Below are 13,090 nucleotides of genomic sequence, written 5' to 3'. Positions count from 1 at the left end.
GCTGATCAGGGGTTTTCCATCGGGCAGGACGCCCGCGAGAGGTATGCCGTACCGTTATGAAGCGCGGGGGCGGTTGGCGCATTCGGCCCCCACAGGCCTGACGGTCAGGTACGGTAAGCCACCGACGAAGCCGCCAAACTCGGGCGTTTCCGTCCGCTATGTCCGGGTAGGCGCGTTGCCCAACTACAGCGTCGGTCTCCCCCACCGGCCCGTTGGAGTCGCCATGAACCACGCACCCTTCGCACTGCCACGGCTCACCGCGCTGATCAAGCAGGCGGTGCCCCGGCTCCTCGAAGGCGTTGTGGCCCCCCTCGTGGTCTTCTACACGGCCCTCGCGGTGCTGGGCCTGCGCGGCGCGCTGATGGCCGCGGTGTCGTGGGTCTACCTGGGCGTCCTGTGGCGGCTCGTCCGGCGTCAGCCCGTGCCGGGAACGATGATCATGGCGACGATCGCGATCACCTTCCGCACCGTGATCGGGTTGTGGACCGGCAGCCCCGTCCTCTACTTCATCCAGCCGGAGCTCGGCACGATCTGCATCAGCATGGTGCTCCTGGCGTCGGTGCGGATGCGCCGCCCGCTGGTCCAGCGGCTCACGCTCGACTACGTCCACCTGCCGTCGTTCGTGCTGCGGCACGAGCGCGTCCGCACCTTCTTCGCCCGCATCACCCTGCTGTGGGCGTTCGTCCTCCTGGTCAACTCGGCCATGAGCATCTGGCTGCTGCTGCACGAGTCGATCGGCGACTACCTGATCATCCGCACCGCCGCCGTCGCCGTCGTCACCGGCCTGGCCTTCGTGGCGTCCATCTGGGCCTTCCGCCGGGTCCTGCGGCGGCTGCACACCGAGGTCCCGGCGATCACCCGCTAGTCCTCCAGCCTGTGCGTGCGCACCGCCTCGTCGCCGCGCGTGTGCCAGGCGTCGAACGCGAAGGCCACGACCTTCCATCCCTCGGCCTGCCGTACGAGCCGGAGCCGGTAGACGCCCCACACCTCGAACATGCCGCCGCCCAGCGCCGCGTCGAGCAGGTTGTAGGCGTACCCCTTGGTGGTCACGTGCGCCTCGGCGCCGTCCACCGTCACGGCGAAGTTGCTCACGGTGTGGAAGCTCTGCTTGCGGGCGTGCAGGCCGGTGCGCCACCCGCCCACGAGGTCGTCGGCGCTGATCCGGGCGGGCTCCCCGCCGTTGAGGCTGGTGAAGTCGGCGTCCACCTCGTCGTCGAACAGCTCCCGGCACACCGGCCAGTTCTTGGCGTCCACGGTGTCGAAGACGGCCGTGACGACGTCCATGATCTCGGCCCGGTCCACCAGTGCGGCGATCTCATCCATGGGCACCATCCTGCCCCAACATGATCTGTGATAGGCACGGTTCTCATGGGTACCGCACTGGTCACGGGCGCCTCGCGAGGTCTGGGCGCCGTCATCGCCGAACGGCTCGCCGCGGACGGCTGGCACGTCGCCGTCAACTACGCCAACGACACGGCCGGGGCCTCCGCCGTCGTCGACCGCGTCACCGCGGCCGGCGGCTCGGCCCGCCTGGCCCGGTTCGACGTCACCGACGAGGAGTCCGTACGGGAGGGCGTGGCCGCGATCGGGCACGTCGACGTCGTCGTCAACAACGCCACCGGCCCCCAGCCGCTGATGCCGGTGGAGAAGCAGACCTGGGAGGACCACCTCGGCCAGCTCCGCTTCTTCGTCAAGGCCCCGCTGCTGATCCTGCAGGCCGTGCTGCCCGGCATGCGCGAGGCCGGTTCCGGCCGGATCGTCAACGTGGGCAGCGAGGTCGCCGACCTCGGCAACCCGGAGTTCGGGCACTACGTCTCCGCCAAGGCCGCGATGCACGGGCTCACCCGGTCGTGGGCCCGGGAGCTGGGGCCGTACGGGATCACGGTGAACACCGTCGAGCCGGGCTGGATCCCGGTGGAGCGCCACGCGGACGTCCCCCCGGAGGACTACACCGGCTACCTGCGCGACGTCCCGCTGGGCCACATGGGCGTGCCGATGGACGTGGCCGAGACGGTGGCGTTCCTCGCCTCCCCCGGTGCCCGGTTCGTGACCGGTCAGCGGCTCGCCGTCAACGGCGGCAAGACGATGAGCTGACCCTTTCAGTAAAAGATCTAGAGATTCGGGAGCGGTTTCGGCAAAAAATCGGTTAATGTCCGTTCATGTCCGGCGCATATTTTCCCCGAATCCAGACCGTCACGGGCGCCGTCCCCGTCTCCGAGATCGACGGGCCGGTGCTGCCGTACGAGCACCTGCGCACCGACACCCGCTGGGGGATCGGCGTGGACTCCGATCCCCACCGGTGGCTGGACGAGGAGCGATACGTGCTGGCCGAGGTCAAGCTCCTCGGCAGGGAGCAGTCGCTGGGCCTGATCGTGGAGCACAGCTGCATCGGGATGGCGCGCGACCCCGCCGCGCTCGCCCGGATCTCGATGGCCTCGCGGGTCCCGATCGTGGCGGCCACCGGCTTCGCCGCGCAGCCGTTCGCGGGTGAGGCCATCACCCGGTACGGCGTGGAGGACCTGACCGCCGACCTGCTGCACGAGATCGGCGCCGGGCTGGACGGCACGGGCGCGCGGCCGGGGGTCATCGTCGCCGCCGCGTGGGACGAGGCGCCCACCCCCGCGGAGGAGCGGGCCGTCACCGCCGCCGCCCGCGCCTCGCTGCGCACCGACCTCCCGGTCGCGACGGGCGGCCTGGAACTGCTCGAACTCCTGCTCTCGCAGAACGTCCCCGCCCGGCGTCTCAGCGCCCGCACCGGCGACCCGCTGGCCCAGCGCAAGATCGCCGAGACCGGGGCGTACGTGAGCGTGGACGACGTCGAGGACGTCCTCACCCTCCTCGACGCCGGCCACGCCGAGCGCGTCCTGCTCAGCAGCGGCGTACGCCTGCGTGAGCACCTGGCCGGCTACGGCGGGCAGGGCTACGGCCGGCTGTTCTCCACCGTCCTCCCGGCTTTGCGGGAGGCCGGCGTGGACGGCGACACCCTGCGTCTCATCACCCACGAGAACCCGCTCCGCTGGCTCACCGCCTGACGGCGGCATCGCGGGCGGCCCACGACCTAGGAGTCGAAGCCGACGCCGAGGGCGTCGAGGGTGCGCAGCCAGGCGTTGCGGCGGCCCTCGTGCTCGTCGGCCCGCGCGATGGCCCAGCGGGTGAGCTGGATGACCCCGGACCGCACGGGCTCGGGCGGGAACGGCACCGGCTTCTGCCGCACCATGCGCAGGTCCGTGCGCTCGGTCACCCGGCCCTGCAGCAGGTCGAGCATCACGTTGGCCCCGAACCGGGTGGCGCCCACGCCGAGGCCGGTGTATCCGGCGGCGTAGGCGAGGCGCGAGCCGTACGCCGTGCCGAAGAAGGCGCTGAACCGGCTGCAGGTGTCGATGACCCCGCCCCACCTGTGCGTGAAGCGCAGGCCGTGGAGCTGCGGGAACGTCTCGAAGAAGTGCGTGGCGAGCTTCTCGAAGGTGGCGTCGCGCTGGTCGTACTCCGGTTTGACCAGGCCGCCGTTGTGATAGACGGCGTCGTAGCCGCCCCACAGGATCCGGTTGTCGTCGGTCAGCCGGTAGTAGTGGAACCGGTTGGCCGAGTCGCCGATGCCCTGGCGATTGCGCCAGCCGATCTCCGCCAGCAGGTCGTCCGGCACCGGTTCGGTCATCAGCGCGTAGTCGTACACCGGCACGAGGAAGTGCCTGAGCCGGCGCAGCAGCGGCGGGAAGACCCCGGTGCCGAGCGCCACCCGCCCGGCCCTGACCCGGCCCTTCGGCGTGCCCAGCTCGAGCGCGACGCCGTCGTCGTGCAGGGAGCGCACCGGCGTGTGCTCGAAGACGCGCACGCCGAGCCGCACGCAGACGTCGCGCAGCCCCCACGCCAGCCGCGCCGGGTCGACCATGGCGACGCCCTGCCGGTCCCACACGCCGCCGAGGTACGTCGGGGAGTCCACCTCGGCCCGCACCTGCTCGCGGTCGAGCCGCTCAAGCCGCAGGCCGAGCGAGGCCGCCGCGCCCACCTCCTCGTCGAGCCCGGGGAGCTGCCATTCCTCGGTGGCCACCCGCAGCTCGCCGCTCCGCTCGAAGGAGCACTCGACGCCGTACCGGGTGAGGGTGCTTTCGATCTCGTCGAGGTTCTCCCTGCCGAGCCGTTCCAGCACGGCGATCTCCGCGGGCCAGCGGTCCTGGCCGTTGCCGAGCCCGTGGGTCAGGCTCGCCGCGCAGAACCCGCCGTTGCGGCCGGAGGCGGCCCACCCGACCGCGCGGCCCTCGAGGAGGACCACGTCGAGCGAGGGGTCGCGCTCCTTGGCCATCAGGGCGGTCCACAGACCGGTGAAGCCGCCGCCGACCACCGCCAGATCCGCCGTGACGTCTCCTGTCAGCGGGGGCAGCGGCTCGGGCGCGATCGGCCGGTCCAGCCAGTACGGTTTGCGCTCCGCGTCAGCGAGAGCTTTCAGCGGACTCACACATTTCACTTCCCCTCGAGATCCCGGGGATCTCACAGGTTCTTACAGGGTCCTATGTCAGTTCCTGCGACGGGCCATCAGGGCGTTGACCACGGCGATCAGCACGCCGGCCGCGAAGATCAGCGTGCCCATGACGTTGACCTGGGGCGGGATTCCCACGCGGGTGGCTCCCCAGATCCACAGCGGGAACGTCACGGTCCCGCCCGCGTTGAAGTTGGTGATCACGAAGTCGTCGATGGACAGGGCGAACGCCAGCATCGACCCGGCCAGCACACCCGGAAAGATCATCGGAAGGGTGACCAGGCGGAACGTGGTCCAGGTCCCGGCTCCGAGGTCCCTGGCGGCCTCCTCCAGCGAGCGGTCCAGCGTCATCACCCGGGCCCGTACGGTCACCGCCACGAACGAGATCGAGAACATGACGTGCGAGATCACGATCGTCCAGAACCCCAGCGGCATGGCGAGGGTGACGAACAGCGACAGCAGCGACGCGCCCATCACGATCTCGGCGCAGGAGATGGCCGCGAACATCACGACGTTCATCGTCGCCGACCCGCGGAAGCGGTAGCGGCCCAGCGCCAGCCCGATGAGCGAGCCGAGCACACCCGCGATGATCATCGTCAGCACCGCGATGAGCAGCGAGTTCAGCAGCGCCTGGGTGAGGTCGCCGATCTCGAACAGCTTGCCGTACCACTTGAGGGTGAAGCCCTGCCAGGCGGTGTTGTAGCGGCCGTGCGTGTCGTTGAACCCGAACAGGATCATGACCGCGATCGGCACGACCAGCCAGGCGACCACCAGCCACGTGTAGATCTGGAGGCCGCGCCCCCTCAGCAGTCCCTGCCTCATCGGGCCGCCACCTCCAGCACGTCCTCGGTGCCGAGCGCTCTGGCGTAGGCGAAGATGCCGACGAGCAGGAGCGCCATCAGCGTGAACGACAGCGCGGACGCCGTCGGGTAGTCCTGCGTGACCAGGTACTGGTTCTGGATCACGTTGCCGATCATGGTCGTGTTCGTGCCGCCGAGCACGGACGCGTTGACGTAGTCCGACGTCGCCGGCACGAACGTCATCAGCACACCGGCGAAGACGCCCGGCAGCGACAGCGGGAGCACCACGCGCAGGAACGTCTGGAACCGGCTCGCGTACAGGTCCTGCGCCGCCTCGAGGACGCGCGGGTCGATCCGCTCCAGCGCCACGTACATCGGCAGCACCATGAACGGCAGGAAGTTGTACGCGAGGCCGCCGATCACGGCGTACGGGGTGGCGAGGACGCGGAAGCCGTCGGGCAGCAGCCCGATGTTCTTCAGCGGGCCGAGCAGGATGCCGTTGTCCGACAGCAGGAACTGCCAGGAGATCGTCCGCAGCACGAACGACACCAGGAACGGCAGCAGCAGCAGGAACAGGTAGACCGACTTGTGCCTGCCGCCCTTGAACGCGATCCAGTAGGCCACCGGGAAGCCGATGACGATCTGCAGCACGGTCGAGGCCAGGCCGTAGAGCAACGACCGGATGATCTGGTCGTGGTAGTTCGCCAGCCCGTCGGCGTACGAGTGCCAGTTGAAGGTGAAGGCGTAGCCGTCCTCGACGCTGCCCGACTGCAGCGACAGGGACAGCATGACGATCATCGGGACCACGAAGAAGATCGAGAGCCAGAGACCGCCCGGGAAGATCAGCGCGTACGGCGTGAGCGCCGCCCTGAGCCTGCTCATGACGTGGTGATGGGCTGGAAGATGCTTTCGAACTTCTTGTGCTCCTCGCTGTTGTCGAAGGTCACGTAGGTTCGCAGCTTGGCGTAGTCGTCGTCGCTCGGGAACACCAGCGGGCTGTCGGCGATCGTCTGGAGGGTCTTCTTGTCGGACCCGGACGCCTTGGCCGCGTCGGCGAGGATGGCGTCCTTGGCGGACGGGACCGGGGTGACGTAGTTGATGTACTCCGCCAGGCTTCCCGCGATCTCGGGGTCGTAGAAGAAGTCGATCAGGGTGATCGCGTCGACCGGGTTGGCGGCGGTCTTCGGGATCATGAAGTTGTCGGTCCAGATCGTGGCGCCCTCCTGCGGGATCACGAACTTCAGGTCCGTGCCGTCGGAGAGGTTCTTCTGGAAGATGTCGCCGGACCACGCCTGGCAGATCCAGATGTCGCCCTTGGCCAGCGGGTCGATGTACGACTGGTCGTAGTATTTCCGGACGATCCCCGAGTCGCGCTGCTCAGTGAGCTTCGCTGCCGCCTTCTCCCAGTCGGCCGGGGTGGACTTGCTCGGGTCGATGCCGAGCGCGAACATCGCGAAGTTAGCGATCTCCTGCGAGTCGGCCATCATGCCGACCTTGCCCTTGTACTTCGGGTCCCACAGGGCCGAGTAGCTCGTCGGCGGCGTGTCGATGTACTTCGGGTTGTACGCGATGCCGGTCATGCCGGACGCCCACGGGACGGTGTAGACGTTGCCCGGGTCGAACGCCTCCTGGGTGTACCGCGCCCCGACGTTCTTGGTGAAGTTCGGCAGCCGGTCGTGGTCGAGCGGCACCAGGTAGCCGAGCTTGATGAGCTGGGTGAGCTGGACGCTGTTGGTGAAGACCATCAGGTCGTAGTCGATCGACTGCCCGGCGGCCAGCTGCGGCTGGATCTTGGCGTACCAGCCGGTGGTCTCCTGGATGACCTCCTTGTAGGTCACCGTGATCCCCGTGCGCTTGGTGAACTCCTTGAGTTCGGGCTTCTTGGGGTCCATGTAGAGCGGCCAGTTGGCGAAGTCGACGTGGCCGTTCTTCGCCTTGCCCGACCAGTACTTCTCCACCTCGGACTGCACCTGCGCCGAGGAGGTGGGCCGGGCCGTGCCCTTGCCCTGGACGCCGCAGGCGGCGAGGGCGAGCCCGGCGGCCGACAGGCCCGCGAGGCGGAAGGCGTCACGCCGTCCCAGCCGTCGCTGGGTCATGCCGCGAAGAAGGGCAGGATCCTGCCCAAAGGGGTCGTTCATGGGGTTCGTGCTCCGGGTTCTGGGGACCGGGTTCTGCAAACCAGGGGTTCGGGGACTTACCGCAGCGCGTAGGAGTGCCAGGGCTGCCAGGAGAGCCAGACCGTGTCGCCTCGCTCGGCGGTGATCGTGCTGTCGTTCGCGTTCTGCTCGAACACCGTGATCTCGGCGCCGTCGCCGAGCACGACGACGTAGCTGTTGTAGGTGCCGAGGTAGACGACCTCGGCCACCGTCCCCCGGACCACGCTGAGGTCGCCTTCCGGCTGGTCCTTCGCGATCTTGATCTTCTCGGGCCGGACCGTGAGGTCGACCGTGGCGCCGGCCGACAGCACGCCGTCGGCGGGGACGAGGATCCGGTCGCTCGCGCCGAGCGCGAGCACGGCGGTGTCGCCGGCGACCTGCTGGACGGTGCCGCTCAGCAGGTTGGAGGTGCCGATGAACCCGGCCACGAACTTGCTGGCGGGCCGCTCGTAGATCTCGCGGGGTTCGGCGAGCTGCTCCACGAGGCCGTCGTTCATGACCGCGATGCGGTCGCTCATCGTCAGCGCCTCGCTCTGGTCGTGCGTCACGTAGACGAACGTGATGCCGACCTCACGCTGGATGCGCTTGAGCTCGATCTGCATGGCCTGGCGGAGCTTGAGGTCGAGCGCGCCGAGCGGCTCGTCGAGCAGGAGCGCGCGGGGCCGGTTGACCAGGGCGCGGGCGAGCGCGACGCGCTGCTGCTGGCCTCCCGACATCTCCTTCGGCCGGCGCTTCTCGCGGCCGACCAGGTCCACCACTTCCAGGATCTCGCCGACGCGGCGCTTGATCTCCGCGTCGGGGACCTTCTTGCGCTTGAGCCCGAACGCGACGTTGTCCCAGACGTTCATGTGCGGGAACAGCGCGTAGGACTGGAACACCATGTTGATGTCACGCTTGTTCGGAGGAACGTTCGTGACGTCCTCCCCGTGGAGCCTGACGACCCCCTGTGTGGGGTCCTCGAACCCGGCGATCATTCGCATGCTGGTGGTCTTGCCGCAGCCTGAGGGGCCGAGGAGGGAGAAGAACTCCCCCTCCGCGATGGCGAGGCTCACGCCCTTGACCGCCCGTACGACCTCGCCGTGCGAGACGTACTCCTTGACCACGTTGTCGAGTTCGATGGCGGGCACGTCTCCTGATACGGGGGCAGCCGCGACGGCTGCCCCCGGGCCCGCCTGGATCTCTGTCATTCCAGGCTTATCCCTCTTTTTCGATAGGTGTCCGGCCGGAGCCGGGCGTACCTATTCGCCGATGTAGTGCATGACGTGCTTGACGCGGGTGTAGTCGTGCAGCCCGAAGACGGACAGGTCCTTGCCGTAGCCCGAGTGCTTGAAGCCGCCGTGCGGCATCTCGGACACGAACGGGATGTGGGTGTTGACCCAGACGACGCCGAAGTCGAGCCGCTTGGACATCCGCATCGCGCGGCCGTGGTCGGAGGTCCACACCGAGCCGGACAGGCCGTAGCGGACGCCGTTGGCCTTGGCCAGCGCGTCGGCCTCGTCGGTGAACGTCTGGACGGTCATGACGGGACCGAAGATCTCGTCCTGCACCATCTCGTCGTCCTGCTTCAGCCCGTCCACCACGGTCGGGGCGAAGAAGAAGCCCTTGTCGCCGACGCGGGCGCCGCCGGTGAGGACCTTGGCGTGCTCGGGAAGCCGCTGGAAGAAGCCCTCGACCCGGGCGAGCTGGTTGGCGTTGTTCAGCGGCCCGAAGTAGGCGTCCTCCACGTCGAGGCCGCCCAGCTTGGTGGCGGCGGCGGCCTCGGCCAGCGCCGCGGCGAACTCGTCGTGGATGCTCTCCTGCACCAGCACGCGGCAGGCGGCGGTGCAGTCCTGGCCGGCGTTGTAGAGGCCCGCCCCGGCGATCGCCTCGGCGACGGCCTTGATGTCCTTGACGTCCTCGAAGACCACGACCGGGGCCTTGCCGCCCAGCTCAAGGTGGACGCGCTTGAGGTCCTCGGCGGCGGTCCTGGCGACCGACATGCCCGCGCCGACCGAGCCGGTGATCGCGACCATGCTCGCGGCCGGGTGGCCGACGACCAGCGAGCCGGTCTCCCGGTCGCCGGTCACGACGTTGAAGACGCCGGCCGGCAGGACGTCACCGAGGATCTCGGCCAGCTTCAGCGTGGAGACCGGGGTGGTGTCGGACGGCTTGAGCACGATCGTGTTGCCGGCCGCGAGAGCGGGGGCGATCTTCCAGACCGCCATCATCATCGGGTAGTTCCACGGCGTGACCTGGCCGATGACGCCGATCGGCTCGTGCCGGATCACCGAGGTGTGGTCGGCGAGGAACTCCCCGGCGGTGGGGCCCTCCAGGGTGCGGGCCGCGCCGGCGAAGAACCGGAAGTGGTCGGCGGCGACCGGGGTCTCGTCCTCGGCCATGCGGGCGCGGGGCTTGCCGGTGTTGCGGCACTCGGCCTCGTTGATCTCGTCGGCGCGGGCCTCGATCGCGTCGGCGACCTTCAGCAGCAGCGCGGCGCGCTCGCCCGGCGTCGTCTGGCCCCACGTCTCGAAGGCGGCCGTCGCGGCGGCGTACGCGGCGTCGACGTCCTCCTGACCCGACACCGGTGCCTGGGCGTAGACCTCGCCCGTCGTAGGGTCTACGACGTCGGAGAAACGGCCGCTCGCGGCGTCGACGAACTTCCCGTTCACGAAGTTCTGGAGACGGGTGGTCACCGTTGACCTCCTGTTGAGGTGGCTGAGTTGTCGCGACTCTGGCAGAGGAAAGAGCCTACGACAAGGGATTTCGTCGCTAAGATACCAAATTGCTACGGAATCGCTTGACGTGAGCGACGGAGCTGACAACATGTCAGATCACGATCGCAACATGTCAAAAACGGTGCTGTAACACCAGGTCGCTACGGCGGCCGAAGCCCGCCAAGAGAGGACACCCCCCGAGGATGACGACTCCGCCTAAGGCTCGCGCGGCTGCCGCGAAGGGTGGGCCGGTGGTGCTCGACGAGATCTCCAAGCAGATCATCGAGCAGCTTCAGATGGACGGGCGAAAGCCGTACGCCGCCATCGGCAAGGCGGTGGGACTGTCGGAGGCCGCGGTGCGCCAGCGTGTGCAGCGCCTGCTCGATCTCGGCGTCATGCAGATCGTCGCCGTCACCGACCCGCTCACCCTGGGCTTCCCCCGCCAGGCCATGATCGGCATCAAGTGCGAGGGCGACCTGGAGCGGGTCGCCGACGAGCTGTCGCAGATCCCCGAGATCGACTACGTGGTGCTCACGGCCGGTTCGGTCGACATCATGGTCGAGGTGGTCTGCGAGGGCGACACCCACCTGCTGGAGATCCTCGGGAAGATCCGGGCGATCTCCAGCGTGCGCGCGACCGAGACGTTCGTCTACCTCAAGCTGCACAAGCAGACCTACTCCTGGGGCACGCACTGACGGCAGGCCCCGGCCTCCCTCAGCCGATCCGGGCGACGGCGCGTACGGGCGACCCGTCGGCGGCGTGCAGACGCAGCGGCAGCAGGGAGACCTCGATCGGGCGGCCGTCGGCCTGGGCCTCCAGGAGCGGGCCGAGGCCGCGCAGGTTCTCCGCGATGACGGCGTGCGCGCCGCACAGGACGCGATGCGCCGGCAGGTCGGCGGGAGCCGGGGTGGGGTCGACGCTGAGGGCGTCGACGCCGACGGTCCGCACGCCTGCGGCGACGATCTCGCGGGCGGTCTCCGCTTCCATGTAGGGGTGGGCCAGGTAGCCCGGCGTGCCCCAGTGCTCGTCCCAGCCCGTCGCGACCAGCAGGACGGTCCCCGGGCCCAGCCGCCCGGCCACCGTCGCGAACATCGCGGAGGTGATCGGCGCGCGCGGTGGCAGGCCCCGGGCGTCGAGGACCACCGCCGGACCGAGGAACCGCTCCAGCGGAAGGGCGTCGAGCGTGGGCAGCGCGTCGTCGATGTGGTACGGCGCGTCCACGTGCGTGCCGGACTGCGACCCGAGGTGCAGGCCGAGGACGTTCACCCCCTCCGCCGCCACGGTGAGGGCGGGAGCGATCTCCACCTCCGGGTCTCCTGGGTAGACGGGCATGCCGCTCACGACGGGCACCGACAGGTCGACGATCATCGCTTCTCCTGGTGTCAGGCCTTTGCGGGCGCGAGCGGGCCGATCAGATCGTAGGCCACCTGGGCGGGCGGGCCCCGGCGACGGCCTCCGCGGCGGCGCGGTTCGCCTCCGGCCACGGGAAATAGGCTGGCCGTCGTGGACGCGCACAACACCGTGGAGGACCTGCTGCGCTCCCCCGCGCTGCAGCTGAGGGTGCTGGCGGGCGAGCGCGGCCTCGGCAGGTCGGTCTCCTGGGCCCACGTGAGCGAGCTGGAGGATCCCACACCCTGGCTGCTCGGGGCCGAGGTGATCATGACGACCGGCATCGGGGTCCCGCGCACCGCCGCGGCGCAGCGCGCGTACCTGGAGCGACTCGACGACGCGGGGGTGGCCGCGCTCGCGCTCAGCGCGGGCCTGCACGTCCCCCCGCTGCGCCGGGCCTTCCTCGACGCCGCCGAGGAGCGGGGGTTCCCCGTGCTGGAGGTGCCGCTGGCCGTGCCGTTCATCGCGATCGCGCAGGAGGTCGCGGCGGCCGTGCAGGAGGACGCCCGCCAGCGCTTGGGGGCCCAGCTCCAGGTGTTCGGCGCGCTGCGCTGGCTCGCGTCCGAGGGGCTGGACACGGCCGGGCTGTTCGGGCGGCTCGAACGGCTGTCGGGTTACGACATCTATCTGAGCACACCACAGGGCCGCCCGCTGCTGCCCGGCGTGCCGGCGCCGCCGCCGTCCGTACGGCTGCCCGCCTCGGCGGACGCGCCGCCGACGATCCCGGGCGGGTTCGCGCTCCCGGTGCCCGCGCCCGGCGGGCCGGCCGGGTTCCTGGTCGCCTTCGAGCGGGAGGGGGCCCGCCCGGCCGGGCTCGCCGTGGTCCAGCACATCGCGACCGTCGCCGCCCTGCGGGTGGCGATGGTGCGCAGCGAGCGCGAGACGCTGCGCCGCCAGGGCGCGGAGACGCTGGCCGAGCTGCTGCAGGACGTGCTCGACCCGGAGACCGCCCGGCGCAGGCTCGCCCTGATGGGCCTGCCATCGGACCGCGACGTCGTGCTGCTCGTGGTGCGCGACGCCGCCGACGACGCCGTCGTCCAGGCCCTCGGCGAGCACCCGCACCTCATGCTGCGCCGCCACCGGGACCTGTACGTGCTGACGTCGGCGGCCGTCGGCGCCGCGGAGCTGGAGGCGGTGCCGGGCATCGCCGCCGGCGCCAGCCGCCCCCTGCCGCCCGGGTCGTCGCTGCGCGTCGCCCAGCGCGAGGCGTTGTGGGCCGCCTCCCGCGCCGCCGAGGCGGGCAGGCCGCTGGTCGCCTACGGCGAGGACACCACGGGCCGGTGGCTGCCGGACGACGTGGACGTGCTGGCCGCTCTGGTCGAGCACGTGCTCGGCGACGTCCTGCGGTACGACGCCGAGCACGGCTCTGACCTGATCGCGTCGGTCCGGACGTGGATGGAGCGCGACCGCCGCGTCGACGACGCCGCGCGGGCCCTGCACGTGCACCCCAACACGCTGTCCTACCGGCTGCGCCGTTTCGGCGCGCTGACCGGGCGCGACCTGTCGGCGACCGGCGACTTCGCCGAGGTCTGGCTCGCCATCCGCGCGGCCTCCCAACTCGGCGGCCTGTGAACGACG

General features: G+C 70.0%; 13 protein-coding genes. 5 read left to right on the top strand and 8 right to left on the bottom strand.

Going from position 1 to position 13,090, the window contains the following annotated elements; all coding sequences use genetic code 11:
* The first annotated feature begins 223 nt into the window (after positions 1 to 223).
* Positions 224 to 865 carry a VC0807 family protein gene (locus ABZ857_RS37890; protein WP_357053577.1) on the top strand — a complete coding sequence of 214 codons (642 nt, stop codon included), beginning with the start codon at positions 224 to 226 and terminating at the stop codon, positions 863 to 865.
* On the opposite strand, the gene ABZ857_RS37885 is transcribed toward ABZ857_RS37890, so the two are convergent.
* Entirely contained in the window at positions 862 to 1,323 is a 462-nt protein-coding gene (locus ABZ857_RS37885) for a nuclear transport factor 2 family protein (RefSeq protein ID WP_357053574.1), read from the bottom strand. The genes ABZ857_RS37890 and ABZ857_RS37885 overlap by 4 nt on opposite strands.
* 45 nt (positions 1,324 to 1,368) lie before the next feature.
* Here ABZ857_RS37885 and ABZ857_RS37880 point away from each other — a divergent pair, with 45 nt between their 5' ends.
* The gene (locus ABZ857_RS37880; RefSeq protein WP_357053572.1) at positions 1,369 to 2,094 is read left to right on the top strand and encodes an SDR family oxidoreductase; all 726 of its coding nucleotides are present in this window, start codon (positions 1,369 to 1,371) and stop codon (positions 2,092 to 2,094) included.
* 65 nt (positions 2,095 to 2,159) lie between these two features.
* Positions 2,160 to 3,032, top strand: a complete 873-nt coding sequence (locus tag ABZ857_RS37875) for an aryldialkylphosphatase (protein WP_357053569.1) — start codon at positions 2,160 to 2,162, stop codon at positions 3,030 to 3,032.
* A gap of 26 nt (positions 3,033 to 3,058) precedes the next feature.
* Here ABZ857_RS37875 and ABZ857_RS37870 read toward each other — a convergent pair whose 3' ends face one another.
* The 6 genes from ABZ857_RS37870 to ABZ857_RS37845 all read right to left on the bottom strand — a co-directional run bounded on the left by ABZ857_RS37870 (position 3,059) and on the right by ABZ857_RS37845 (position 10,102).
* Complete coding sequence (locus tag ABZ857_RS37870; protein ID WP_357053566.1) at positions 3,059 to 4,453, bottom strand: FAD-dependent oxidoreductase; 1,395 nt, start codon at positions 4,451 to 4,453, stop codon at positions 3,059 to 3,061.
* A 57-nt stretch (positions 4,454 to 4,510) separates the two neighbouring features.
* Positions 4,511 to 5,296, bottom strand: a complete 786-nt coding sequence (locus tag ABZ857_RS37865) for an ABC transporter permease (protein ID WP_357053563.1) — start codon at positions 5,294 to 5,296, stop codon at positions 4,511 to 4,513.
* Positions 5,293 to 6,156, bottom strand: a complete 864-nt coding sequence (locus ABZ857_RS37860; protein WP_357053560.1) for an ABC transporter permease — start codon at positions 6,154 to 6,156, stop codon at positions 5,293 to 5,295. The genes ABZ857_RS37865 and ABZ857_RS37860 overlap by 4 nt, the downstream gene beginning before the upstream one ends.
* Positions 6,153 to 7,370 (bottom strand): spermidine/putrescine ABC transporter substrate-binding protein, encoded by a 1,218-nt coding sequence (locus tag ABZ857_RS37855; protein ID WP_357053557.1) that lies wholly within the window; start codon positions 7,368 to 7,370, stop codon positions 6,153 to 6,155. Before ABZ857_RS37855 ends, ABZ857_RS37860 begins: the two co-directional genes overlap by 4 nt.
* Positions 7,371 to 7,468: 98 nt before the next feature.
* Positions 7,469 to 8,617, bottom strand: a complete 1,149-nt coding sequence (locus ABZ857_RS37850; RefSeq protein ID WP_357053554.1) for an ABC transporter ATP-binding protein — start codon at positions 8,615 to 8,617, stop codon at positions 7,469 to 7,471.
* A 51-nt stretch (positions 8,618 to 8,668) separates the two neighbouring features.
* The gene (locus tag ABZ857_RS37845; protein ID WP_357053551.1) at positions 8,669 to 10,102 is read right to left on the bottom strand and encodes a gamma-aminobutyraldehyde dehydrogenase; all 1,434 of its coding nucleotides are present in this window, start codon (positions 10,100 to 10,102) and stop codon (positions 8,669 to 8,671) included.
* A 224-nt stretch (positions 10,103 to 10,326) separates the two neighbouring features.
* Between ABZ857_RS37845 and ABZ857_RS37840 the strand changes: the two genes are divergently transcribed.
* Entirely contained in the window at positions 10,327 to 10,818 is a 492-nt protein-coding gene (locus ABZ857_RS37840; protein ID WP_139580184.1) for an Lrp/AsnC family transcriptional regulator, read from the top strand.
* 19 nt (positions 10,819 to 10,837) lie between these two features.
* Here the strand turns inward: ABZ857_RS37840 and ABZ857_RS37835 are convergent, their stop codons facing one another.
* Complete coding sequence (locus tag ABZ857_RS37835; RefSeq protein ID WP_357053548.1) at positions 10,838 to 11,491, bottom strand: cyclase family protein; 654 nt, start codon at positions 11,489 to 11,491, stop codon at positions 10,838 to 10,840.
* 135 nt (positions 11,492 to 11,626) lie between these two features.
* Between ABZ857_RS37835 and ABZ857_RS37830 the strand changes: the two genes are divergently transcribed.
* A complete protein-coding gene (locus ABZ857_RS37830) occupies positions 11,627 to 13,084 on the top strand; it encodes a PucR family transcriptional regulator ligand-binding domain-containing protein (RefSeq protein ID WP_357053545.1) in 1,458 nt (485 codons plus the stop codon).
* Positions 13,085 to 13,090 lie beyond the last annotated feature (6 nt).

It is taken from the genome of Microbispora sp. NPDC046933 (genome assembly GCF_040644635.1).
Classification (GTDB): Bacteria; Actinomycetota; Actinomycetes; order Streptosporangiales; family Streptosporangiaceae; genus Microbispora.
This window is presented reverse-complemented; position numbering and strand designations above follow the sequence as displayed.

What these genes read in the sequence shown, in the direction of transcription:
- ABZ857_RS37840 (WP_139580184.1), top strand. Translation starts at nt 10,327, where the DNA reads ATGACGACTCCGCCTAAGGCTCGCGCGGCTGCCGCGAAGGGTGGGCCG.
- ABZ857_RS37860 (WP_357053560.1), bottom strand. Translation starts at nt 6,156, where the DNA reads ATGAGCAGGCTCAGGGCGGCGCTCACGCCGTACGCGCTGATCTTCCCG.
- ABZ857_RS37835 (WP_357053548.1), bottom strand. Translation starts at nt 11,491, where the DNA reads ATGATCGTCGACCTGTCGGTGCCCGTCGTGAGCGGCATGCCCGTCTAC.
- ABZ857_RS37880 (WP_357053572.1), top strand. Translation starts at nt 1,369, where the DNA reads ATGGGTACCGCACTGGTCACGGGCGCCTCGCGAGGTCTGGGCGCCGTC.
- ABZ857_RS37885 (WP_357053574.1), bottom strand. Translation starts at nt 1,323, where the DNA reads ATGGATGAGATCGCCGCACTGGTGGACCGGGCCGAGATCATGGACGTC.
- ABZ857_RS37875 (WP_357053569.1), top strand. Translation starts at nt 2,160, where the DNA reads ATGTCCGGCGCATATTTTCCCCGAATCCAGACCGTCACGGGCGCCGTC.
- ABZ857_RS37865 (WP_357053563.1), bottom strand. Translation starts at nt 5,296, where the DNA reads ATGAGGCAGGGACTGCTGAGGGGGCGCGGCCTCCAGATCTACACGTGG.
- ABZ857_RS37850 (WP_357053554.1), bottom strand. Translation starts at nt 8,617, where the DNA reads ATGACAGAGATCCAGGCGGGCCCGGGGGCAGCCGTCGCGGCTGCCCCC.
- ABZ857_RS37855 (WP_357053557.1), bottom strand. Translation starts at nt 7,370, where the DNA reads ATGACCCAGCGACGGCTGGGACGGCGTGACGCCTTCCGCCTCGCGGGC.
- ABZ857_RS37890 (WP_357053577.1), top strand. Translation starts at nt 224, where the DNA reads ATGAACCACGCACCCTTCGCACTGCCACGGCTCACCGCGCTGATCAAG.